The sequence below is a fragment of the Methylobacterium sp. 092160098-2 genome, from assembly GCF_028920805.1.
Taxonomy (GTDB): domain Bacteria; phylum Pseudomonadota; class Alphaproteobacteria; order Rhizobiales; family Beijerinckiaceae; genus Methylobacterium; species Methylobacterium fujisawaense.
The window spans coordinates 387,051-408,744 of record NZ_JAQPZJ010000001.1; the positions used below are offsets into that span (position 1 = coordinate 387,051).

At 72.9% G+C, this 21,694-nt stretch carries 19 protein-coding genes; 4 read left to right on the plus strand and 15 right to left on the minus strand.

Translation table 11 applies throughout. The features are described from left to right. Positions 1-10 precede the first annotated feature (10 nt). The 13 genes from PQI07_RS01790 to PQI07_RS01850 all read right to left on the minus strand — a co-directional run bounded on the left by PQI07_RS01790 (position 11) and on the right by PQI07_RS01850 (position 14,385). Positions 11-2,272, minus strand: a complete 2,262-nt coding sequence (locus PQI07_RS01790) for a TnsB C-terminal domain-containing protein (RefSeq protein WP_050735136.1) — start codon at positions 2,270-2,272, stop codon at positions 11-13. After that, positions 2,254-2,475 (minus strand): hypothetical protein, encoded by a 222-nt coding sequence (locus PQI07_RS01795; RefSeq protein WP_050735135.1) that lies wholly within the window; start codon positions 2,473-2,475, stop codon positions 2,254-2,256. The genes PQI07_RS01790 and PQI07_RS01795 overlap by 19 nt, the downstream gene beginning before the upstream one ends. Further along, positions 2,472-3,167 (minus strand): TnsA endonuclease N-terminal domain-containing protein, encoded by a 696-nt coding sequence (locus PQI07_RS01800; protein WP_050735134.1) that lies wholly within the window; start codon positions 3,165-3,167, stop codon positions 2,472-2,474. Before PQI07_RS01800 ends, PQI07_RS01795 begins: the two co-directional genes overlap by 4 nt. Beyond that, positions 3,167-4,366, minus strand: coding sequence for a hypothetical protein (locus PQI07_RS01805; protein WP_050735133.1), 1,200 nt, complete (start codon positions 4,364-4,366; stop codon positions 3,167-3,169). Before PQI07_RS01805 ends, PQI07_RS01800 begins: the two co-directional genes overlap by 1 nt. 92 nt (positions 4,367-4,458) lie before the next feature. Beyond that, on the minus strand, positions 4,459-4,629 hold the full coding sequence (locus tag PQI07_RS01810) for a hypothetical protein (RefSeq protein ID WP_160320619.1): 171 nt from the start codon (positions 4,627-4,629) through the stop codon (positions 4,459-4,461). A gap of 472 nt (positions 4,630-5,101) precedes the next feature. Continuing rightward, positions 5,102-5,602, minus strand: coding sequence for a hypothetical protein (locus tag PQI07_RS01815; RefSeq protein ID WP_050735132.1), 501 nt, complete (start codon positions 5,600-5,602; stop codon positions 5,102-5,104). Between the two features lie 528 nt (positions 5,603-6,130). Continuing rightward, positions 6,131-7,537: a serine/threonine-protein kinase gene (locus PQI07_RS01820; RefSeq protein WP_111473126.1), complete on the minus strand. Its 1,407-nt coding sequence runs from the start codon at positions 7,535-7,537 to the stop codon at positions 6,131-6,133. A 503-nt stretch (positions 7,538-8,040) separates the two neighbouring features. Continuing rightward, positions 8,041-8,916 (minus strand): 3'-5' exonuclease, encoded by an 876-nt coding sequence (locus PQI07_RS01825; protein WP_236961630.1) that lies wholly within the window; start codon positions 8,914-8,916, stop codon positions 8,041-8,043. A 68-nt stretch (positions 8,917-8,984) separates the two neighbouring features. Then, positions 8,985-9,965 carry a metallophosphoesterase family protein gene (locus PQI07_RS01830; protein WP_050735129.1) on the minus strand — a complete coding sequence of 327 codons (981 nt, stop codon included), beginning with the start codon at positions 9,963-9,965 and terminating at the stop codon, positions 8,985-8,987. Beyond that, positions 9,962-11,905: an AAA family ATPase gene (locus PQI07_RS01835; RefSeq protein WP_274925940.1), complete on the minus strand. Its 1,944-nt coding sequence runs from the start codon at positions 11,903-11,905 to the stop codon at positions 9,962-9,964. The genes PQI07_RS01830 and PQI07_RS01835 overlap by 4 nt, the downstream gene beginning before the upstream one ends. Before the next feature lie 84 nt (positions 11,906-11,989). Then, entirely contained in the window at positions 11,990-12,781 is a 792-nt protein-coding gene (locus tag PQI07_RS01840) for a metallophosphoesterase (RefSeq protein ID WP_050735127.1), read from the minus strand. 54 nt (positions 12,782-12,835) lie between these two features. After that, positions 12,836-13,267, minus strand: coding sequence for a hypothetical protein (locus tag PQI07_RS01845; RefSeq protein WP_050735126.1), 432 nt, complete (start codon positions 13,265-13,267; stop codon positions 12,836-12,838). Positions 13,268-13,356: 89 nt separating this feature from the next. After that, complete coding sequence (locus tag PQI07_RS01850; protein WP_007565570.1) at positions 13,357-14,385, minus strand: hypothetical protein; 1,029 nt, start codon at positions 14,383-14,385, stop codon at positions 13,357-13,359. Positions 14,386-15,143: 758 nt separating this feature from the next. Between PQI07_RS01850 and PQI07_RS01855 the strand changes: the two genes are divergently transcribed. From PQI07_RS01855 to PQI07_RS01870, 4 genes are all read left to right on the plus strand, one after another. Further along, entirely contained in the window at positions 15,144-15,929 is a 786-nt protein-coding gene (locus PQI07_RS01855) for a hypothetical protein (protein WP_050735125.1), read from the plus strand. A gap of 17 nt (positions 15,930-15,946) precedes the next feature. Next, positions 15,947-16,279, plus strand: a complete 333-nt coding sequence (locus PQI07_RS01860) for a hypothetical protein (protein ID WP_050735124.1) — start codon at positions 15,947-15,949, stop codon at positions 16,277-16,279. A gap of 627 nt (positions 16,280-16,906) precedes the next feature. Beyond that, positions 16,907-17,221 (plus strand): ArsR/SmtB family transcription factor, encoded by a 315-nt coding sequence (locus tag PQI07_RS01865; protein WP_050735123.1) that lies wholly within the window; start codon positions 16,907-16,909, stop codon positions 17,219-17,221. A 188-nt stretch (positions 17,222-17,409) separates the two neighbouring features. Further along, positions 17,410-18,732 (plus strand): type II restriction enzyme NmeDI-related protein, encoded by a 1,323-nt coding sequence (locus PQI07_RS01870; protein WP_050735159.1) that lies wholly within the window; start codon positions 17,410-17,412, stop codon positions 18,730-18,732. A 464-nt stretch (positions 18,733-19,196) separates the two neighbouring features. Here PQI07_RS01870 and PQI07_RS01875 read toward each other — a convergent pair whose 3' ends face one another. Together PQI07_RS01875 and PQI07_RS01880 are read right to left on the minus strand one after the other, a co-directional pair. After that, positions 19,197-20,315 (minus strand): DNA-binding protein, encoded by a 1,119-nt coding sequence (locus tag PQI07_RS01875; protein WP_050735158.1) that lies wholly within the window; start codon positions 20,313-20,315, stop codon positions 19,197-19,199. 637 nt (positions 20,316-20,952) lie between these two features. Continuing rightward, the gene (locus PQI07_RS01880; RefSeq protein WP_050735121.1) at positions 20,953-21,687 is read right to left on the minus strand and encodes a DUF4396 domain-containing protein; all 735 of its coding nucleotides are present in this window, start codon (positions 21,685-21,687) and stop codon (positions 20,953-20,955) included. Positions 21,688-21,694: the final 7 nt, after the last annotated feature.

A 21,694-nucleotide genomic window follows, 5' to 3' on the forward strand; every position in this document is an offset into this window, starting at 1 on the left:
GCGATGGCCCTCACTCGGCAGTCCAGTTGTCGGGATCGTCGGGGTCGAACTCGGCGCCGACGTCCGCCGTCACGCTCCGCGGATCGGCCTCGGCGGCGACGGGCCTCGGACCGGCCGGCCGGGCCGCCGGCGCGGCGTCCTGCGGGGCGTCCTGCGGGGCGCTGGCCGGGCGCGGCGCGGTCTTGCGGCCACCCTGCCCGACCCGGGGCGCGGGTGCCGCGTCGGCCGCGGCCGGCGGCGCGGCCTTCCGCGGGCGCCGGGTCCGCAGCCGCTCTTCCTCGTGGGCGCCCTCGTCCGCGACGTCCCAGGCGACCTCGAACATCGGGTCGTCGGCGTGGTCGCGGAACCAGTCGACGTCGGCGCTCGCCAGGCGCTTCGGCTTGACGCCGGCCTTGCGGCATTCGGCGCGCAACAGCTCCATCGCGCGGACGAGCGTCGCGCGAGCGACGCGCTGGCCTTCCTGCGTCATCCGACGCGCCGTGCGGACCACGTCTCGCCACTCCGCCAGGGAGGTCCCGTCGGCCAACCCGTCCTCGCAAGGGACCTTGATCCAACCGGCCTCCTCGTCCACCAGGACGAGGAGGTGGCCGAGATCGGACGCGTCGGCCTTGACGAGGAATTCGTCGCCGAAGTGGAAGCCCTTCCTGCGACGGACGCCCTTCAGTTCGTCGGACTGGTAGGTGAGGCCGAGGAAGGTGATCCCGTTCCGCTGAATGGTCCGCGGGACCACCAGGGCGATGAGCGGGTCGAGGTCGTCGGCCGACGGCGGCAGGCGCGTGCCGTAGCCCGCCAGGTCCTGCCAGCGCAGCAGGGGCGTTCGTCCGAGCAGCCCGCCATGCTTGCGGTTGTGGTAGATGTCGACGACCCAGATCGTGAAGAACTCGACGAGTTGGGCCAGGGTCAGGGCGGCCTGCCCGACGCTGTCGTAGTCGCCGCGCTCGCGCACGTCGCGGAAGGTCCGGCCGGGAAGGTAGGCGCAGAAGTCGCGCGCGATGGTGCCGAGGGCGCGCTCGACCTTGCCCTTCAGGTGGGGCTTGCGCCGGGGCATGTAGCGGAGCTCGAACCGCAGCTGTCCGGCGGCCGCCTTCATCGACCGGGAGTGGAATTCCTTCCCGTTATCGAGCTTGACGACCTCCGGCACGCCGAACACGGGCCACGCCGTGTCGACCCGGATGCCGGTCAGGTCCTTCGGCAGCACCGCCATGCGCAGGCAGTGCATCACCGAAGTCCAGGAGGGACGCTCGTCACTGAGGTGGAATCCCACGATCATGCGGGTCGCGGCGCAGATCGCGACCGTGAGCCAGACCCGCCTCGTGCGCTTGTCCTTGCGGCGCCGGTCCCGCGCCGGCGTGCCGTCGCCCTCCAGGACCAGCACGTCGAGCGGCGTGTGGTCGACCTCGACGATTTCGAGCGGCCGCGTCGCCTGGGGGGCCTTCTTGACGTGCCGGAAGGCCTGCTCCGCCGCCGCGGGGCCCTCGCGATGGTAGATCACGTCGAACTGGCTGACGTTCGCCTTCACCCAACGCCGGATCGTCATGCCATCGGGCACGTCGAAGGGCACGGTGCGCGTCTTGTTCTCGCGCTCGATCCTGCCCTGGATGAAGACGATGACATGGCTCAGCGGCGGTCCGTTCCGGGTGAGCCAGTCCTCGCGCACGCGCTCCGCGATGATCATCTCGACCTCGGGATCGAGGCGGAAACCCGCCCGTCCCTTCAGGTCGTCCAGCGGGATCAGCGCCACGATGGACTTGCCGCCCTTGCGCCAACGCCCGTACCAACCCTTCAGCGAGGAGCCGCTCACCCGTTCGAGCGGCACGTCGTCGGGATGGGAGCCCTCGTTCTCGATGGCCCGCTGCCGGCGCTCGGCCGCGACGAGCCTCGCGATATCGGCGTAGCCCTTCGGGACCTTCCTATGGGTCCGCTCGGCGAAGCACCGGTCGCAGGCCTGCACGTAGTCGAGGCGCATCAGCGCCGCGTCCTGCTGGCGAACGTCGAAGGTGTCGATGTTGCGAAGGAGGTTGTCCCTGACGCCTTGGGGGAGCCCGGCGGCGGTGTCCTCCACCAGTTGGAGCCGCCTGGGCTCGCCGAAGTAGAGGTCGGCCAACTCGGCATGGGTCTTCGTGACCGTGACCGGCCTCGCCCCGAGCGTGCGCAGCGTGACGCCGGCCTCGTCGCGCGAGAGCACCTTGTGGTAGACGCCCTCGACGATGACGAGCGCGTCCGCTTGGAGACGGATCTGGCACGCGCCCATGGTCAGCGCAGCCCCCCGCATGCGCCGGGTCCCGCCATGCGCACCCTCCCGCCGCGGTGGAGGTCCACCAGGACGGCGTCGCTCAGCAAGACGGTCTCGGAACCGCCCGCGAGCCTGCGCAGGGCGAGGCCCGCCCGCTCGCGGGCGACGGAGGCGTAGGGGACGCCGTCGACGACGACGACCGCGCCGATGGGAAGGCGGAACTGCTGGTCGAGCCTGTTCAAGGTGCACTCCTGAGGTTCGCGGGGCGGCGGATCATGGCGTGGTCGTCGAAGGGTCGGCCGGGGTCGGCCAGCTCGGCCTCGCCGCGCGCGACCAGGGCCACGACGGCCCGGAAGGCGCGGGCCTGGAGCCCCGACGCCGCCCGGAGTTCCCGGACGAGACCCCGGCCGCCGAAGCGGTCGAGGACCACGCGCATGGTGTGCTGCTCCGCCTCGTCGACCATGAAGGTGCGCTCGCTCGCGACGAGCGCGGCGTTCGCGACGCGGAGCGCGTCGATCTCGACCTCGGTCCAGAGCTCGAAGCCGTCGTAGCCGGCGGCCCTGGCGCCGGCCTCGATGCGGTGCCGGATCCCGTCCCAGCCCAGCCTGATCACCCTCTTCCGCGGCTTGACCTCGACGGCGAGGCGCCGCCCGTCGTCGATCTCGACGCCGAAGTCGGCCGTGTAGCTGCGCCACCGGACGCCGTCGTGCCAACGGAAGGGTGCGGGCTCCTCCTGGTAGCGCAGGACGGCATCGTCCTGCTCCAGGATCAGGATGAAGTCCCGCGCGAGGAGGCCCTCGTAGGCCACCATGCGGTAGCCCATCCCCGCCTTGCCGGATGGGACCTCGCCCGTGATGCAGTCCCGTCGGCCGGTGACGATCGGGCGCGACGGGCTCGGCTTGCCGACATGGCGGCTTCGCAGGGTCGCCGGCATCAGGACCTCCGCCGGGCGTCAGGGCCGTCAGGTCCCTCGGCCGCGTCGGCGCCACCCGATTCCTCGCCGGTCGGGATCGCGGGGGTGGCCCCGGGCGACAGCCGGATCGGATAGCGCGCGACCCCCTCCTGCCAGCGGTCCAGCGGGGTCGACCGGTCCGGTCCGGAGCGGCGGACGTCGAGATCGGCGAGCCAGGCGTGCGCGGCCGCCATCAAGCCTCCTGCGTCCTCGACCACCTCCCCCCGGGCCGTCAGCCAGCGCTGCAGGCCCGCCACCCGGCAGGGAGCGCCCGGATCGTCGACCGCGGCGAAGTGCAGCCGGATGCCGAGCGCCGCCGCGGAATGCCGGAACGTGGCGCCGAGGAAGGCGGGATCCCGGTCCAGCACGATCACCTCCGGCAGCCCCATGCACAGGCGGGCGGCGCCGAGCGGCTCCGGGGCCGCCGTCGCGGTTTGCGCCCCGAACAGGCCGAGCAGGTCCTCCCCGTCCGGCGGCGCGGTGCCGAGCGCCGCCGCCACGATCACGCCGCTGTAGCTGTCGCGTGCGGTGACCAGGTGAACGCGGTCGGCGCCGAGTTCCGGGACGGCGACCCGCAGGGCTTCCCGGGCGACGACGACCTCGGCGAGAGGACGCCCGCACGAGAGGTGCCGGAACCGGTACGCCTGCTGCAGGGGACGCAGACGGTCGCCCACCATCCGCACGAGGGTGCGGAAAGCGGGAACGTCAGCGGCCGCGCCTCCCCGCGCATGCGACGCTTCCAGGCACCTCGCCTGTGCGAGGCGGGCCATGGCCGTCAGAGTGACGCCCCGGCGCGGGTCGGCCTCGGCCACGACCTGGTCGACAAGCTCGCCGATCCACGGGGCCCAGTGGGTCTGCTGCCGGGGCGACCGCGCCATCCGCCGGTGGGCGAGGCCGGCCGGGTTGCCGTCGGCCTCCCGGAGCCGCGCTTCCCATGCCCTGACCTGGCGCGGCGTGGGCGGATCGACGTCGTCGCTCAGCTCGCAGACGGCGCGGATCGCGACCCGCAGGTGGCGGTCGCCCCGCCGTCCTGGCGGGAGGTCCTCGACCGCCCGCACGTAACGGTGGCGGCGCAGCGCGGCGGCGCGCTCGCGCTCCGTCATCTCGTTGAGGGCCTGGATCTCGGCCCGGAGCCGGTCGGTGTCGGCGGTCGTCGCGGGAAAGAGTTCTAGCTGCTTCATGATCGCGCGGGTCCTCGAAAGGCGGACGGAGCCAGCCTTGGTGGTGGGATGGGCGGTGACCCCGGCCCGGAGGCCGGGGCTTCGGCGGCGGCTCAGAACTCGGTGGGCTCGCTGGCCTCGGTCTCCGGCTCGAACGTCCCCCGCGGGACGCCGAGCAGCGCGGCGACGTCCCCGTCCCAGGCATCGAAGGCCCGGTCGATCAGGGGGGCGAGGGGCGGCTGGAAGTCGGCCGTGAGGGTCTCGACGCGGTACGGCTCGTTCATGGTGCTCTCCTCGGATGGGGTCGCGCGGGGCCGGTCCGGATCCGTCGCGGGGACGGTCCGGGCGCGGCCGGCTTGGGCCGGCGGATCCCGAGGAGGCGGAGCGCAGCCCGCTTGCTTTCGCAGGCGAGAGCTGGCATACGTCATCGGTCTCGAATGTCGGCCTTGTCCCGGTGGTTGGCCGGTTTGGTATGCGGCGGTCGTGATCACGAGGTCCGGCGGTGACGTGGTCGAGAGGGCTCAAGCTCTCGTCCGGCGTGCCGGACCTTACCCGCTACAGCCTTTCGGCTGCGTAGCGGGCAAGCTCAAAGCGTGCGGCCCGGATCGGGCCGTGCGCTTTTATTTTGCCTCGACGATCACTGCCTGGCCCGGAGGGTCGCGGGAGCGCGCGCGGAGGGCTGCGCGATATCGGTTGCGCATCGAAATTCTCCTCGATAATTGATGAGTTGTTGGATCTAGACTGATCTTATGACGCTCAGGCCTTCGTTGGATCTTTCAGATACCAATGTTGTGCCTTCCGATCATGGTAAACGAGGTTTTTATTCTTAAGACGGGTCTTATTTTTCTCCGAGGCATCGAGCGTGTAGCCGGCGTCCCGGACCGCGTCGTTGACTTCAGTCCCCGACAACCCCTTGGCGCCAGCCTTCGCGAGAGCGTCGACGATGACCTGGGCGACCAGGCCGGAGACTTTCGGCGCCGGCATCCGTTCGGCCTCGTCCGGTACCGGCTCGTCGTCCGGCGCCGGCCGGGCCTCCGCTTTCGTCTCGGCCTGGTCGGCCGCCTGGGCCGGTTCCGGGGCGTATGCCGCCCCTTGCTGCAGGGTCGCGATCATCTGGTCGAGGCGGGCCGCCTTGGCGGTCTCCGCCGCGATGGCGCTCACGTGTTCCAACATGAGCTCCTGAAGCTGCCGCGTCCTGTCCGCGGCGGCTTGCCGGGCCCGGTCGCGCTCCTGGCACATCTGGGTGATCACATCCATTCGGCACCCCCGACCAGGTCCAGGTCCGCATCCAGGTCCGGAGGAGCTCCGCGACCTGATGATCGGACCATAGACCGGGTGCCCGCCCAGCCGCAAGTTCTTTCGCCCAGGTCCACCGGACGTGGTAAACGGAAGCTGACCCGGTCGACCCGGTTGAGTGGCTGAATAAAACCGGGTCGCGCCCCCGGCCAACCTTGTCCGTCCCGTCCCCGGGTCATCCTCCGGCCGAGTGTCGCTTGTCTCCAACGGCGGGCGGCCGTCGACGTACCCTAGGACACCCGCAAACGCGACGTCCGCGTTCGTGGATCTTCAAATCGACGAAGCATTCATTCGAGCACAGGCCGCCGTAACAAATGTCGGTCTCCGTATTCTGATCAGCATCGGCGCCGAGACGAAGGCGTATGCCGCATTTCATCGAGCTGGCCCCCGCGGGTCGGCGGGTAGCGCGACCCTCGCATTGGCCGAGCGGCATTGCCGTCGACAGGGCCCCCGATCCGGCCGGCGACCCGGCCGTCCCGGACCTGGTCGTCACGGGCCTGGCCGACCGGTGGGTTGGGCCGGGGCGCGGATCAGGCACCGACCGGCCGGCCCGTCGTGCCACTCGAAGCCGATCTCGACCAGGCCGGACGCCAGCACGAGGTCGCGGACCGGGTCGAACCTCACGGCGCTTCCCTCCTCGTCGGCGGTGCGGACAAGCTCCTCCAGCAACCCGGCATCCTGCGTCCGAACCGCCTCAGGAGCGACCTGGAGCTCGCCGGTCCCGTTGACATGCATGGGGAGGAGTGATGCGCCGTCCAGCCGCGAGAGGCGACGCATCGCGCGATGTGCGGGCGTGTTGAGCTCGTCGGGGATGGACGCATCGAGGAGCGCATCGGCGTCTTCGGGCGCGAGCGTCGTCGGCGCGCCGTCCGACGAGACGACCGCGGATGATTGCTCGAACCGCCCGGCGGCGACGTCGAAGCGGACCGCCAGGAGCAGCCTGACGCCGGCGCGGGACAGGGCGAGGTCCAGCCGGCCTCCGTGTCTCTCGCCCCGGGCATAGCGGGCGTCCCCGATCTCCAGGCCGGCATGCCGGCGCAGCAGTCGTACTGCGGCCGGCGCGAGCGCCTCGTCGATCAGGTCGCGGGAGAGCGCGCCGGCGAGGCTCCGGCGCCATTGCGGACCGCCCCAGTCCGATGTCCGTGTGCCGCGCGCGGGCGGCGCGAGGAGCGCGGCGGCCGTCCAGCGCAGCGCGGGGACGTCGGCCGCGGCCGCGGGGCCGCGGTGAACCAGGTCGGCCAGGTCGCCGATCAAGGATGGAAGGCCCGGCGACAGCGCCGCCTTGAGCCGGCGCTGGACCAGTGCGGCGGCGTCGGCGAGGGCCGACGAACCGGGTCCGGATGCGGGGCGGCCCGTTCGTGTGGCGCCCGGCGCGAGGCCTTCGAGATCGGCGAGGGCCTGTAGGATGAGCGGCAGCATCCGCAGGTACTCGAAGGCCCGCCCGAGGTGCGCCCGCGTGCCGTCGGCATCCTCGGGGACCCAACGGGCGATCCGTTCCAGGGCGGCCAGCACCTCGGCGTGGGCCCTCAGGGCGAAATCCTTCGGGATCGCGTCGAGCACGGCGCGGTCGGCCGGATGGCGCGACCGGGCTAGGGGGGCGACGATGCCGTCCATCCAGGCCTGCCTGACGTGTTTGCGGATGGCGCTCTGCAGCCCGGGGATCTTGGAGACCTGGAGACCGCCCCCGGAAAGCGCCGCATGCAGGGTGCCCATGGCCGTGTCGACGATGGGCCGCGTGTCGGGATGGGCAAGGGCGGAGATGGCCTGCCGCGCCCGCGCGAGTTCGTGCACGTCCGCCCGCATCGGGCGGACGTCGGCGGGGGAAAGCGGGAAGTCGGGGTCGGGATGCATGGCCGGACGGTGCCCCAGGCGCGCGGGCGTCCGGTCGAGGCGCACGGCACGGCCTCGCACCGGGATTGTGCGCGGAGGCCGGGCCGGGTCGGTCCTGTCCTTGGACGGCGCCCGGGAATCGGGCGCACAGCCCATTGTGCGAGGCGCGCGGCAAGGCACAAACGCCCTCCCCGACCCTGCCGGGACGTGCCGCCGCGCCGCCGTCGGCCGCGACGTTCCCGACGGCAAGCCCGGTGAAGTTCCGCTCGCGCGTTCCGCCATGTCCCGCCTCGACATCCAGGGGTTCTCGGGGACCGGGCCGCCTCAGGCGGCCCGGGGCGAATGCACGGGGCGCCGGACCGCGGCGCGCCGCTTCGGCATCCGTCGCACGACGGCGCTCGCGGTGGGTGTCACCGGTCCGGGCGCGGGCGCCGCCGGCCGGTCCGTTGTGCCGGCGACGCCGCGCGGCCCGGGCCCGAGACGCGGCGATTCGGACCGGGGCCCCGAGCCCGATCCGGGTGCCGCGCCCCGCGCCCTCGGGAGACGGGGCCGGGACCCGAGGGCGAGGGTCATCCGCCCCGGCGGTCCCTGTCGACGACGAACGCCGGCCGCGTGTCGGACAGGCGTCGCCAGGCGTCGAGGTAGGCGCCGAGATGCGGTCTGCGGGTCCGCTCCAGCTCCAGGTAATCCTGGAGGCCCGCGATCGCCCTGTCGTGGGCCGCGGCGTCGGTCCGCCCGGCGAGATACGCATGGCGGACGTAGATGCCGAAGGTCGTCATCGTGTCGGTCTCGCAATACGCCCGGACGCGCTCGATCTGTCCGGCTGCGACCATGTCGGCCACCAGCGACCCGTGCTCGCCGAGTTTGCCCGGCATGCCGACCAGCGCGGCGGCCTCCTCCAGGGTGAGCCGGCTGGCGCACCCGAACCCGGACATCTCGTCCATGACGTCGACGTGGGCGCCGCCGTACCGGTTGCCGTAGCTTGACCAGCGCGTGCCGCGCCGGAACCAGGCTTCCGCCGAGATGCCGTGGAGCATCGTGCGGTGGAGCAGCGTCGGCATGTCGAAGCCGCGGCCGTTCCAGGTGACGAGCCGGAACCTGCCGGAGGCGAAATGCCGCCAGAAGCCGCGCAGGATGCGGGCCTCGTCCCAGCCCGCCTCGCCGCCGCTCCTGCAGGCGGTGACCCGATATTCCTCCAGTCCCGTATCGCCGTCGCGCAGGATCTCCGCCTGCACGAAGCTGACGGCGACCACGGCGTGCCACGCGCATTTCGGAAACCTGTCCCTGGCCCACACCTCGGGCGGCGGCATCAGGGTTTCGTCCGGCACGGTCTCGATATCGACGACGAGGAGCGCGTCCGCATCGACGCCGGTTTCCGCCGCCGGCCGACGGTCGTGGCGGACGGCGGAGCGCGCGCCGGCCGCGGGTGCGCTCGCGTCGGACATGGAGGGGAGCCGAAGCCGGGGCGACGGGGAGCGGGTCTGGTGCATGGGGCGGTTCTCCGGGGCGGCTGTCAGACCAGGATCGTGCGGCTGGCGTCGAACCCGTTCGTCGGGTCGTCCGGGTCGTAGGGGTTGCTCACGACGCGCGTGCGCCCGAGCCGCAGGTCGCAGGCCTGCGGCACGTTCCCGTGGATCCAGACGGCCGGGGCGCCCCACCCCTCCATCACGGGGTCCAGGGCGGAGGCGTGCCAGCAGACCCGCCACGGGTCGAGCACGGGCCTCGCCAGGGCTGGCGGCAGGCAGGACCGGGACGGGGCGAAGGCGGTGACGACCGCGGCGCGGTCGCCCGGGCCGATGTCACGCAGGACCGGGTTCGGCATATGGCCATACAGGCCGGCACCGACGGCGACGGCGTTGAGCCCATCCTCGATGAACGCCCGCGAGCGTGCATGCGCGCCGGCCGCGTCGTGCGGGAAGAAGGGCACCCCGGGTGCGCTCGCCGCCTTGTCAGACACCGTCCAGCGGCTGCGGGCGTGCGCGCGGGCGGTCCGGGCGTTCTCGACGCCGTCCAGGGCGAAGTCGGTCCAGAGCGTCGCCCCCAGGATGATCAGGCCGGGCCGGAGCGGATCGCCGAGGCGAACGGCGCCGTCGTGGAGCACGGTGATGCCCAGCGCCGCCCCAAGCGGCACGGCCTCGGCGAGCGCCTCGCCCACGGGTTCGCCGTCGAGGTACTCCGCCGGTCCCGGGACGAGGACGACCGGCCGCCGACCCTGGCGGCCGCCGAGCGCGTCCGCAAGCCAGCGCACGGACCGGCACAGGCCGGGCGCGATCCCGCCCGGGACGAGCAAGGCGTCGAAGTCCGGCAGCGGGTCCGGCAGCACGTGCGGCGCCCGGTCAATCCTCAGGTCGGACAGGGTCCATAGACGGAACGGGACGGGCTTCGGCGGGGCGGACCGCGCCCCGGGGGCGGCCGGCACGGCGGACGGGCCTTCCGTCGGTGCCGGTGCATGCACCTCGGCCCGGGCCACCGGATCGGGAACGTGGAGCGTCACGGCTGTCCTCCGTCCTGCGCGGCGCGGTGTTGGTCCGCCTCGGCGATCAGCGCCCGGAGCGCGTCGCCCGAGACCAGGCGCCGCGCGATCAGCAGCTCGGCGACGGCCGCCACGGCGGTGCGGTTCGCCTCCATGACGGCCAAGGCCTCGCCGCTCAGCCGGTCGAGGTCGCGCTCGACCGCCCCGAGAAGGGTGGGGTCGAGCGACAGCGCGACCGCCACTTCGTGGGGGGCGCCGCGATACGCCAACCGGTCGCCGAGGCCGAGCGAGGCGTGGTTGCCGGCGAGCAGGGTCGTCACGCGCGCGAGGTCCGAGCGGCTATCGCCGCCCGCCCCGGCGCTCGGCTCCCCGAGGAACAGGATCTCGGCGGCCCGTCCGCACAGGAGCGCGACCGCGAGGCCCTCGATCTCCGCGCGGGTCGGGGACTGGCCGAGGCGGGTCGCCACGGAGGTCGCGCCGAGCGAATCCCGGCGCGGGACCAGGTCGACCTGGGCGACGCGGGCGCCGATCCGCTCGAACGCCACGGCGTGCCCCGCCTCGTGGTACGCGCTCCGACGTCGGTCCGCCGGGCTCCCTTGATCCGGCGGCGCGACGCGGCCGAGCAGGTCCTCCGGGCGCATCGGCCGTCCGGCGGCGCGCGCGGCGGCACGGGCCTCGGACACCCACCCGGCGACCTGGGCGCCGCTGGCGCCGAGCGCAAGCGCGCCGAGCGGCGCGAGGTCCATGTCGGGCACCTCGCCGTCGTCGAGGTGTTGCCGGAAGATGACCGCCAGGTCGGCGGCCGAGGGCGGCTTGATCTCGATCACCCGGCCCAGCCGTCCGGGCCTGATCAAGGCGGGATCGAGCCTATCGCCGTGGTTCGTCGCCGCGATGATGCACACCTCGGGGGCGCCGGGCGCGTTGAGCGCATCGAAACCGAGCAAAATGCTCGTGCACAAGGGGGTCCACCACTCGCGTGCGTGGTTGTCCATCGTGGCCCTATTAGGAATACTGTCAGTTTCATCTAGGAATAAAATACTCGGCGCCAGAGCGCACGCGTGCGTGTACGCGGCATCCCATGCGCGGAGCACGCCACCCAAATGTCCGTCGGATCCGGTGAACCAGGCGCCGACCGAGGTCGCGACCAGCGGCAGGCCCGCGGCCTTCGCGAGCGAGCGGACGAAAGATGATTTTCCTAGTCCCGGGGCGGAGCTGAGGGCGACGTGCCTGTCGAGCCGCTGGAACGCGGGCGCGCCGCCGGAGGCGCGCCAGGTCGCGATCTCGTCGATGAGGCGCGTGCCCCAGGCGTGGGCATCGCCGAAGCCGACCAGGGTCGCGAAATCGGGCGCCGACCCGACGGCGGGATCCGCGGTGGCCTTCGAGCGCGCCGCCGCGGCGAGGCGCGCGACGCAGGCCCGCGCCGTCGTCCCGCGCACCGCGGCGGCGATCTCGAAGAAGTCCAGCCCGCGCGCGATCCCGGGCGGCAGGGTCGGACGCCGCCCCGTGGCGGCCCGGACGACCCGCGCGATCACGGCGTCGGTCGCGCCCGGGAGCCGCACGTGCAGGTCCGCCGCGGCGACGAGGGCCGAAGGCAGGTAGCGCGCGGGCGATTGCGAGACGCCGAGCACCCGGTCGCCGCGGGCGAGCCGGTCCGCCACCCGGTCGTTTCCGCGGTCCGCACGGTCCTCGCTTCTCGAAGCGCCGGTGCGCGCCGCCACGTAACCCCACGCCGCCAGGCGCCCGCACGCCTCGCGGACCGGCTCGACCCAGTCTGCGGCCGGAACCTGGACGACGAGGGCGAAGGCGGGGTCGGCGGCGATGCGGCGGCGCTGGGCGGGCGAGAGCGCCGCTTCGAGCGCGAAGGCCGCGAGCGTCTCGGTCGCGGGACGGCGCTCGTCGGCGGCGACGTCCCCGGTCTCCGCCTCGTTCAGGTCGTCGCGCAGGAATGTCAGGTGGGGCATGGTCGCCTTGCTCCGAGGGTGGGTCGAGGTCCGGGGCCGGGTTACGGCGGGCCCGGGTCGCGGCACGCATCCGCCGGCGACGGCCTACGACGGCACCTCGACGACGCAGGCCGGGTCGAAGGCGGGGTTCTCGCCGTCGTAGCCGAGGGGGTTGCACAGGATCCGGGTCGGACCGATCCGGTGGTCGCGGCGGGCGTGGACGTGGCCGTGAAGCCAGAGGTCCGGGCGGCCGGCGGCGATGAGGCTGCCGAGGTCGCTCGCGAAGGCCGGGTTCAGCACGCTGCCGGCGAAGCCCGGGTCGAGCGAGGCACGGGCGGGGGCGTGGTGCGTGACCACGACGTGCGGTCGCGCCCGCGTGCCCGGCGGGTCGACCTCCAGCAGCGCGCGCTCCAGGAAGGCGCGGCTGGCGGCGTGCAGGGCCGCCGCGTCCCCCGGCCGGAATGTGCGCCAGCCCGGGTTGCGGGTCGTCGCGATGCAACGGTGATCGTTGAGGCCGGCCTGCGCGGCCGCCATGGCCCGCCGGCGGTTGCCCGCGCCGTCGATGCCGTAGTCGGTCCAGAGCGTGCCGCCGGAGAAGGCGACGCCGCCGATCTCGACGGTGTCGTCGTCGAGCAGGGTTACGCCGTGCCGTTCCGCGGCCCGGCGTCCGAGCGCGCGCTCCTCGTCAACGGCCGAGCCGTAGAATTCATGGTTTCCCGGCACGACTACGACCGGCATGATCGGTCGGATGGCCTGGCCCAGCCAGAGGATGGTGTCCGCCAGACCCTGGCCGACGTCGCCCGCGACGACGGCGACGTCGGCTTCGGGGATGTGCCCGGGCGTCCACGGCGCCCCCGACAGGTCGCGATGCAAGTCGCTGAAGATCCAGATCCGCACGTGATCGACTCCGGGGTTCTCGGGAACTTCTCGCTCTTCGGGATGCGGCGGCGGTCACCGCCGAGGCGGGGGGCGGCGCCCGGCCCGCCGCCTTCCGGGTCGGCCCGGACGCCCGCCGCGCACGTCCGGCGGTAGGCCGGCGAGGACGTGGGCGAGGACGGTGCGGGCCGCCGCATCGCCCCGCCAGGCGGCGACGAGCACCGTCGAGAGCGCGAGGTCCACGACGGCGGGGTCCGGTTCGGCGCGCCGCGTGAGGTCGAGCGTGACGGCGATGGCGGCCGCGGCCTCACCCCTCCGGGCCGCGGGCCAGGACCGATGATGCAGGCAGACGCCGCCGGCGAGGGCTCGGCGGACCTCCCGGATCGCGGAGGCCTCGATGTCCGGAAGCCGTGCCGTGCGCCAGAGCGCGAGCGGATGGCTTCCCGCGGGCGGCTCGCGGCGCGGGAGGGTCCGGTCGCGGGGATGGGAATCGTCGCTCGCGCGCATGCGTCCTCCGGGCTCGTGACGGGCAAGACGGACCCGCTCCCGCGCGCCGAGGCGCGCGGGCGGGGTTCGTTCGGACGGGATGGCGGTGGCTAGTGCCGGTCGAGGCGCTCGGCGCCCGTGTCGGGTTGGCCCAGGACGAAGTACCTCGACAGGGTGCGCGCCCAGCGCCGGCCATCGGAGGCGTACAGATCGCTGGTGGTGATGCGGCGGCCGTCGGGGAAGTTCGGATGCCCGTGGACCTCGCCGGTGAGCACCCTCACGGACCGGGTGGAGGCCCGCCACCGCTCAAGGCGCGGGGCGCCGTGCAGGTCCTCCCGCGTCGGCTTGACCTGGTCGCGGATCCCCTGGAGCTCGTCGGCGAGGTCGCGCAGCCGGTCGCCGGCCTCGCGCTCGTCCGGCGCCCGAGCCTGTTCGACGTCGACACCGAGGTTCGCGGCGAACGCGGCGGGGTCGACCTCGGCGGCGTGCGGGTTCGCGGCGGCGGCGCGCAGGGCGGCGAGCAGCGTGACGGAGGCCCCGAGGCTGCGGCTCGTGCGATCCCCTTCGGCGATGCGCTGTGCCTCCCCGCGGCCGAACGCCGGCACGACCGTCGGCAGGGTCCGGACACGGCCTCGACCCGGCACGAGCGCCTCGTGCCCACGCATGACGCGGCCGAACGCGTCGGCAGCGGCGGCTCCGCCGCTGCGCCCGCACCCGAGGAGCCAGGGCGGCGAGACCACGTCCAGACCGAAATCCTCCGACGGGTTCATGCCCGCGAGCGCCGACGCCGCGGCATGCTCCTCGAAGGGGGTCGGGCCCACCGGCAGCACCGGCGCGTCGATGCGCGCCCTCAGCCCGAGGTTCCCCAGGCACGCCGCCGGCAGGTCGAGGACGAGATCGTCGTCCCGCCCCACGGCCTCGGCCGCGATCTCTCCCGCCTCCCGTGCGTCGCGCGCCTCGCGCTCGCTGACGGTGAGGCCCTCCTCCGTGACCGTCCGGCCCGGCAACGGGGCCTCCTCGGGGAACCTGACGCGCAGGAGCGTGACGGGGCGGCCGAGAACGCCATAGGCGTCGGCGAGGAGGAGCGCGGCGTAGGCGGCATGGGTCCGGCCAGCGGAACCGAAGAAGGCAGAGATCAAGGGCAATCTCCATGACGGAATCCGGACGCCGGCGCGCCCGGTGGAATGGCCACCGGGCGCGCGACGTCGGACACGTTGTGATTGATCCGTGAATCTTAAGGCAAAAGAGCGGAAATGAACAGCATAATCTGACTATTATCAAGAGCCATATTTTCGGGATGGTTAACGGCGTCGTGGCATATAGTCTTGGGCGCTTCGGATTACTTACGCATACGCGCGAGGTGGACCGGCGTGACGGTGCCGGAGGTACGCTTCCTGCGACCGGCACGGGGCCCCGTGTGACACGTCCGGACCGCGCCCGGCGACCCGAGCGGCGACCTGCGGTCGAAGCCGGCCGGTGCTTGGATCCCCACGCCCCATGCCGTCGTCGCGCAGATGACCCGCTGCGCCCCTGAGAGCCGGGCTTGACCGACCGCCGTGACCGCCGGTTCGGCGCGACGGTCGCCCGGTCAGCACCGATGCCGGGACGAGCCGGCGGCCGGGTCGCAAGGGGGGACCACGCCTCAGGCAGTTCAGGAATTGACGGGTGCGGATCTCGCGGGCGCTGACGGACGCGACAAGGGGCCGTGCCCGCGGCCCGGCCCCGAGGAGGGCGGGACGCCGACGGCGGTCGGCACGAGCGCGGGACCGCGCGACGCGCGATAGACAGTGCGCCGGGAGCGACCAGGGATCCGATAACCAGTAATTTCTGTATTTCTAGACTTATAGAAATACAGATGGCAAGATTCCCTCGATGCATCGGCCCAAAGGAGGACGCCGTGATCGCGACCATCCATTCCAACGACCGCACCGGCCTCCTGGCCGCAGCGTTGGTGGCCGGCGGCCTGACCGCCGCCGGCTCCCGTCCCACCGTCGTCGCCGTCGGCGCCAACGGCGCCCAGGCCTGTGGCCTGGCACGCCTCTCGGGTTCGTTCGACCTGCTCCGCCCCGATCCCGGCGACGCGGCGGCCGTCCTGTCGGGACTGGCGGCACGGTCGGAAGGCGACGTGATCGCCGTCCTGCCGACGGACCTGCTTCGCGAGGGCGGTCCGGGCGAACCCGGGCACCTTCGCGTCGTGGCCACGGCGTGCCGGCTGACCGCGGCCCAGGCCCTGCACGCGACCGCGTCGGGGGCGTGGCACCTTCGCTGCGACAGCGGGCTCGGCCAGCCGGCCTGGCGGATCGCCCCGCGCGTCCTGCCCCTCCGGCTGCCGAGGCTCTCGCCGCTGGAACAGATGCGGCTGCTCGCGGGAGATCTCGGCGGCGGCATGCGGTACGCGGCGGTCGCGCTCGCCGCCACCCTCCTCGCCGTCTCGGCGGATCCGGACGCCGAGCGCTTCGAGGCGGGTGACCTGGCCGCGCTCATGTCGCCGCTTTCCCCGGCCCGGGACCGTGCCCTGCACGAGCGGCTCCTCGACTGCGCTGCCGCCCTGGCCGACCCGGTTCTCCGAGACGCCCCCGTCGGCACCGCCGAGGCCGCGGGCGACCGAATCCGCAAAGCCCGCCCGACGCCGGTGGCGACCGCTCGCCTCCGCGCAACGCAACCCGCCCGCCTTCGCGCCTGACGGAAAGGACCAGAGCGATGATCAACCGCACGAAACCGAACCGCCTCTCGCCAGCGCCACGGCCGCGCGTCGCCTCGCCCGGGACCGCTCGTCCCGGTCGCTCCGGAAGCGCCCGCCGGGCGCGCGCCGGGGCGGGCTTCTCCCGCGCCCGGATCGGACAGGGCGACCTCTCCCGCGACCGGGCGCCGACGGCGCCCCCGCACCGGGACGCGAACCCCTACGAGGCGTTCTACGCCTTGTCGGCGGACGGTGTCGGCCTGCTCGACCCCGGTTTCGACGACTGGGACTTGGACCCGTGCGTCCTCGTCGGGCTGTCGCCGTACCGCGGCGACGAGCCGGACGACGCGTGACCGCTTCCCGGGGCCCCACGGCGAGGGCGCCCGGGGGATGCGAGCCGGCACGGACCGGCTTCCGCGTCGCAGCGGGAGCCGGCGCACGGCGAAGGACCGGCTTTCGGAGCCTCAGAAATCGTCTCGGACGCGGCGTCTCGGCGAACGCGTAGCGGGTATCGTTATGCGTGACGCGTTACGGGCGTCGACCCTTCGGCTTGATCGGGAAGCCGGGACACGGGGTTGTGGCATGGTCGGGGAGCGGTCGGTCGAGCCGCCCAGGTTGTCTCCGGGAGGGACGAGGCGACGCCGCATCGAGGATGCCGCGCCGCGGCCGGACGCCCCGGCAGGCGGAGGCACCGGAGGTGGTTCGGGTCCGCCGGGCGTGCCGGAGGATGGAGCCGGTCACCGTTGTCACGCGCCTCGCGACCGGTCTCGGCGCCGGTGCCGATGCATCCGCTGCCCCACGGCACCGCGCCGCGCTGATGGGGCGGGACTGGCGAGCGTGCAGGGACGCAGCGGCCGGTCACGAGGGAGCGGAACCTCCGTGCGTCGGCGCGCGCGGTCGGACGCCCATGCCGCGGCCATAGTTCTAGATATACAGAAATAAGGGTTGCGCACCCCGTGCCGCGTCTCCATGGTGCTTCCATGGAGCTCGAACTCGCGGCACGACAGTTGGAGGCCCTCGGCAATCTGACCCGCCTGAGGGTGTACCGTACGCTCGCGCGGGCGGGCCGAGACGGCCTGCCGGTCGGTGCCCTCCAGCGGCGCGTCGATGTCCCGGCCTCGACGCTCTCCCATCATCTCCACCGTCTGATCCAGACCGGTCTGGTCGCCCAGGAACGCCAAGCCACGACACTGGTCTGCCGGGCGGTCGATCCGGCGATGAACGCCCTGATCGGCTTCCTCGATGAGGGTGGGCATCGGGAGCGGTCGGCCGGTCCCGCGTCGATGTCGGCCTGATCGACCGTTGTCCGCGACCGGGCATGCAACCTTCGCTCGACCGGCGCCGTTCCGACCGCCGCGACCCGTCCGGGCCCGCGCGGCCTTGCCCGGCGGAGGCGCGCCGCTGAGACTTGCCGACGACAGCGCCGATCGGGGCGGCGATGGTATGCTCCGGCCCGAATCCGGATTTTGGGAATGCCGCGCCGATGCGCCTGACGGAAGAGACCGGGACGGATCACCGCCCCTCGGACGAGGCCTGGATCGGCAACCTGATCCGGCATTGGCGCGAGGACCCCGGCGCCTCCTATCGGACCTGGTTCCTGTGGGAGGAGCGCATCAAGAACTTCCGCTCGATCCGGCGCGGCCTCCAGGCGGTGATAGACGAGATCCGGGCCGACGCGTTCGGCAACGCCTATCGCGGCTCGTCCTTGGAAACGGTGGTCCACTCCATCGCGGAGCAGCGCCAGGTCTTCAAGGGCGCCGACCACGCATTCCTCTGGAAGCCTAAGCTGCGCATCCCCGACATCTACGAAGACCGCGCCAACCAGGTTGCGTTCGGCCGGTTCCTCGACGCCTGCCTGTGCTGCAGTGCAGAGGACGGGGTGCTGGCCGCCATCCACGGCCTCGACCGGCAACGCATCAAGGGGCTGGGTCCGGCCGCGGCGAACCTGCTGTACTTCCTGCACCCCACACTTGTGCCCCCGTTCAACACGGCCATCGTGAAGGGCTACAACGCCATCGCCGGCGCCAATGTGAAGCTCGGCAAGTGGGACGAGTACCTCGCCATGCGCCGGGGCATCGTCGCCCTCAACGCCGCCCATCGCGGCCTGCTCTCCAACGATTACGGCGCCATCGCGGGCTTCCTGTTCGACGTCGGGTCCGGGCGATACCCGCTGCCGGAGCGCGACGGGGCCGCCGCGCTGGCGCGCTGGCGCGAGGATCTCGACCGAGTGCGGGCGGAGGCCGCGGCCACGGCCTCCAAGGCGGCGCTCGCCGCGCGTGAGGCGGACCACACCCACACCGAGGTCCAGGGCTGGCTGCGCGACCTCGGCCTCGCCCTCGGCTTCGACGTCTGGATCGCGTCGAACGACGGCAACCGCCCCTATGCCTCCGGCCGCCTGTCCGACGGCTGCCTCGACCGCCTGCCCGGGCGGCTGACGGCGAATGGGTCGGCCGAGATGGTCCGGCTCATCGACGTGATCTGGCTGGACAAGGCGGACGGCGACGTCGCGGCCGCCTTCGAGGTCGAGCACACGACGAGCATCTACTCGGGCATCGTGCGGATGCTCGACCTGGCGCTCGGGGTCGAGGGCGGGGCCGCGCGCAACTTCTTCCTGGTGGCGCCCGACAACCGCGAGGAGGACGTGCGCGCGCAGTTCGCCCGGCCCGCCTTCTCGCGGGTGGCCGAGCTCGACCTGCGCTACCTGCCCTACAGCGAGCTGCGCGGGCACCGGGAGACGATCGCCCGCTTCGGGAGCGGCCTGAAGGGCGTGCTCGCCATCGCTAAGCCCGTCGGGCGTCCGCGCTGACCCCGGTGACCGGCGCGACGAAGCCGGCCGGAGGGATTCGGTCGTCATTCCAGCGGCTGGCCGAGAGCGTCCGGAGGTCGCGCAACCGCATCGGCCACTATCGCGCCGTCCTCGACGAGGGACCGACCAACCACCACGCCGACGCCCTGGACCCGATCCGCTGGTGCCGTCCGACCATCGCGCGATGGGCGAGCACCGTGTCACGGGTGGCCGCCGTCGTCATCGGGCGTCCAGCCGCGGGCGCGGGTTCCGAGGGCGCCGGACCGCACGCGCGGATCCCGACGGTCACCGAAGACGTTCGCGGCGCGGCCGATGTTCCGCCGTCGGCCGGGATGCCGGTGGCCCCACGACAACGAACTCCGCCGGTGCGGCCGGACCCCGCGGCGTAGCCTTCGAGCGGGCGTCGGATAAGTCGGCTGTCGCGTCGCGGTGGCCCCGCTCGCCGCGGGCCTCGGCCGCGGGCGTCATCCGGCCCTCGCCGCCGGGGCCTCGGCCGGGCTCTCACCGTCCCAGGGAGCCTCGCCCACGAGGGCGGCGAAGCGCTCGTCCGGGAGTTCCTCGAACGGCCTCCGCTCCGCTATGCGCTGGCGCAGCTTCCACCGGAGCAGCCGGGGCGTGATCCTCTGGAAGCGCCCCGTCGCCGCGACCAACTCAGGATCCAGGCCGCCGAGGATGCCTTCCGCCGTCTGTGCCCCGCCTCTGGCGAGAAGGGCGTGGACCTCCCGCATGAACAAGCGCCAGAACGGCCGCTTTCCCATCGCCGCGACCGCCTCGGCGAGTGGCGGCTCGGGCGTCGCCGCGACGTCCGGCTCGGGCTCGGCCAGCCCGAACCGATGGCCGACGAGGGTCAGCCCGTTGCCGTCCTGCACCAGGCGCAGGAGGTGATAGCGCAGCCACGCCTCGGTGAGCGGGAAACCCGCCCGCTCGCCCTCCTGCTTGAGCCGGGTCGGGAGCGCTCTCAGGAGCGGGTGGACCGCCATGGGGCCGCGTTGGCGCACCGCCGCTTCGACCGCGTCCCGCACCTGCCCCCAGAAGTCGTTCGCCTCTCGCGCCAGCTTGAGCCCGTGCGCGGTATCGACAAACCCGGGCCCGGCGCGACCCTGCGCGAGGGAGTCCGCCTCTCCCGCGGCGGAAACGGGCGGCGCGGCCCCGCCGGCCTGAGTGCCGACGGCCCGCACCCGGTCGAGCTCGACCTGCAACGCCGCGACCCGCTCCTCCAAGAGATCGACCCGGTCCAGCGCCTCGTCGAGCAGATCCCTCGCCGCGGCCCTGCAATCCTCGGCTCCGACGAAGTCCGCCAGACCCGCCCGGGCCGCTTCGACCCGGGCCAACTCAAGCAGCTCCCGCCCGATCACCGTAAGCCGCCTCTCGAACGCCTCCGGCAGGTCCGCCCGTTCGATGGCCGGCCGGTAGTCCTCCCTGTCCTTCCACTTCCTGAGCTCGCGAGCGATGTCGCCGAACGACCCGCCGCCGAGCTCCCTCCGGACCGTGCGGACCGAGACCCGCTCCTTGGTGCCACCGGGCGGTGCCGGCCTGGCCCGTATCCGATCCGCGGCTGTCCAGACCCCGTTCTCCGTCACCATGCCCGCCATCCCAAGCCGTTACCGGTATCATCGCCGCGAGCGGTGAAGAAACGGTCGCGGTCCGCGTGGAGGCTCGGTGTGGGCGCGAGCGCGAGCCGGACCCGAAGGCGACCGGACAGATAGGCCGCGGGAGGCCTTCGGATTGAGGAACGCCCGGTCGGCGAACGCCCCCATCGTGTAACGCGTACGCATAACGTTACCCGTTATGCGTACGCCTCGGAGTCGCGTGCCAACCGCCGGCGGCAGCAGCCGCCATCCCGCCTTGAGCCGCCGGAAACCTCGCTACCACCGAAGACGTACTTCGTCGGCCTGCCTCGCCGCACTACGAAGCCATTCAGGACCGTCGCGGCCGACCAGAAGGTGATCCTGTCGGCCCGTACGCAGGGGCCTCACCGAGGTGCGGCGGCCCGCGAGATCTCGGCACGGGACGGCAGGGGCGCCCATGCTCTTATCCAAGTGCGGTTGCTGCGGGCGGACGGTTCGCACCGACGCGACGAGGTGCCCGAGCTGTCGCGCCGCAACCGGGGCGGGCATGCGCCCTTCCCCGAACGAGGCGGCATACCGGATCTGCATGCTCGCGGACGCGTGCGCCGTCCTCTTCTGGCTCCTCGTGATCCGCCGATAGGCGCGGACCGGCCTACATCCGCTCCTTGATGCCGGAGCCGACGAGCCACCAGTTCACCGGGTAGCTGGTCAGGAATCCCGCCACCATCGCGACCTGCATGGCGAACCAGAACTCGACCGAGTTCACCGGGGCGCGCTGGCCGGCCCAGTGCGGGAACAGGAAGAATTGGGCGAACGCCATGAAGCCGTACATGCCGACCTGCCAGGCGATCAGCGAGACGGTGTCCGCCTTCACGGCCGCCACCAGACCCTCGCCGGGGGATAGCCCGCGCATCGGCACGATGGCGTAATACTGGAACGCGATCCCGAGCGCGTACGCGAACACGAAATCCAGGACCCAGACCGCGTACATCTTCTCATCGAAGAGGGAGTGCCAGCCGAACCAGACGGCGACGGCCGGCACCACGAAGGCGAGCCACTCGGCGGCGACATCGCCCAGCAGGCAGCCGCTGCCGCAGTGGAGCGCACCCTTGCCGACCATCACCGGGAAGGGCATCCCCGTCGTGTTCGGCGGCTTCTCGCCCCGCTCCTTCGCGTCGTGGTGCGCCTCCATGGTCGCGAGCCGGCCGTAACTGAAATAGGCCCAGACCACGACCACCGTCCCGAACAGGGCGCTGATCGGCCAGACCACGTTCATCACGGTCATGTGCTGCGGGTGACGGATCACCTGCGCCGACAGCAGCAGCGAGCAGGCCGCCCCGAGCAGCAGCGCGGCGATCGAGATGGCATGGAGCCAGGTCGGGAACATGCGCGCT